At 70.0% G+C, this 1,509-nt stretch carries 1 protein-coding gene; it reads right to left on the bottom strand.

What is annotated here, in order from left to right:
• Positions 1–2: 2 nt before the first annotated feature.
• The coding region (locus tag ACIA5C_RS48615) for an aldehyde dehydrogenase family protein (RefSeq protein WP_396068199.1) at positions 3–1,509 on the bottom strand (1,507 nt) is incomplete at its 5' end.

Here is a 1,509-nt window from a genome sequence, read left to right as displayed (position 1 = left end):
CGCTACTTCCTTCGGATCCAGACGGCCTTGGTCTGCAGGTACTGGTCGTAGCTGTCGCGGCCGTTCTCCCGCCCGTACCCGGACATGTTGTAGCCGCCGAACGGCACGGCCGGGTCGGTGAAGCCGTAGCCGTTGACGAACACCATGCCGGCCCGCAATCCCTCGCTGACCGTCAGCGCCTTGTCGATGTCCTGCGTCCAGACGCCGCCGGCCAGGCCGTACGGCGTGTCGTTGGCACGGGTGATCGCGTCGCGCACGTCGTCGAACGCGATCGCCGACAACACCGGACCGAAGATCTCCTCCCGGGCGATCGACATGTCGTCCGTGACCGCAGTGAACAGCGTCGGCTCGACGAAGAACCCGTCGGCGAGCGCGGGGTCGCTCGGAGTCGAACCGCCCGTACGCGCGGTCGCGCCCTCCTCCCGCCCTGCAGTCAGGTAGCCGGTGACCCGGTCGAACTGTTCCCGGGAGACCAGCGGGCCGAGATCGGTGTCGTCGAGCAGCGGATCGCCGACCCGCAGGGACGCGGCCACCGCGGCCACCCGCTCGGTGAACTCCTCGTACACCGGGCGCTCCACGTAGAGACGGGTGCCGGCCGCGCAGACCTGGCCGGAGTTGTTGTAGGCCGCCGCCGCCGCGGCGACCGCGGCCCCCTGAAGATCGGCGTCGGCGAAGACGATGTGCGGCGATTTCCCGCCGAGTTCCAACGTCAGCTTCTTGATGTTGCCGGCCGACGCCCGGATGATGTGCTGCGCGGTGGTGGTGGAACCGGTAAACGCGATCTTGTCAACGCCTGGATGCGCTGCCAGCGCGGCGCCGGCGGCGCCCGCGCCGGTGACGACGTTGACCACGCCGGCCGGGATGCCCGCCTCCAGGCAGAGCTGGCCCAGCAGCAGCGGGGTCAGCGACGCCTGCTCGGCCGGCTTGAGCACGACCGTGCAGCCGGTGGCCAGCGCCGGGGCCACCTTCCAGGCCGCGGCGAAGAGCGGGCCGTTCCACGGGATGATGCTGCCCACCACACCGACCGGTTCCTTACGGGTATAGCTGAACGCCGGCGTCGGGCTCGAGTTCTCGATCGTGTCGCCGTGCAGCATGGTGGCCATCCCGGCCGCGAACCGGAACGTGTCGACCGCATTGGCCACCATCCATCGCCCCAGCCGCAGCGGCGCGCCGAAATCGAGCGCGTCGATCATGGCCAGTTCCTCGGCCCGGGCCTCGATCAGATCCGCGAGCCGAAGCAGCACCCGGCGGCGGTCAGCCGGCCGGAACGACCGCCAGGGACCTTCGAAAGCATGGCGGGCCGCCTCGACCGCCCGGTCCACGTCCCGGTCCGCACCGAGGGCGAGACGGGGCAGCATGCGGCCGTTGGTGGGGTTGACCGATTCGATGGTCTCGCCCGAGGCGGCGTCGTCCCATCGACCGTCGATCAGTAGCTGCTTTGCCGTTCCGGTGGCGAATGCCGGCGCCGTGGAGGTGGCGACATGAGTCTCGGTCAAGGTGTGCTCCTTT

Source organism: Actinoplanes sp. NPDC051343 (assembly GCF_044455125.1).
Taxonomy (GTDB): Bacteria; Actinomycetota; Actinomycetes; order Mycobacteriales; family Micromonosporaceae; genus Actinoplanes.
The sequence above is the reverse complement of the archived record's forward strand: the minus strand, read 5'-3'. Positions and strand labels throughout refer to the sequence as shown.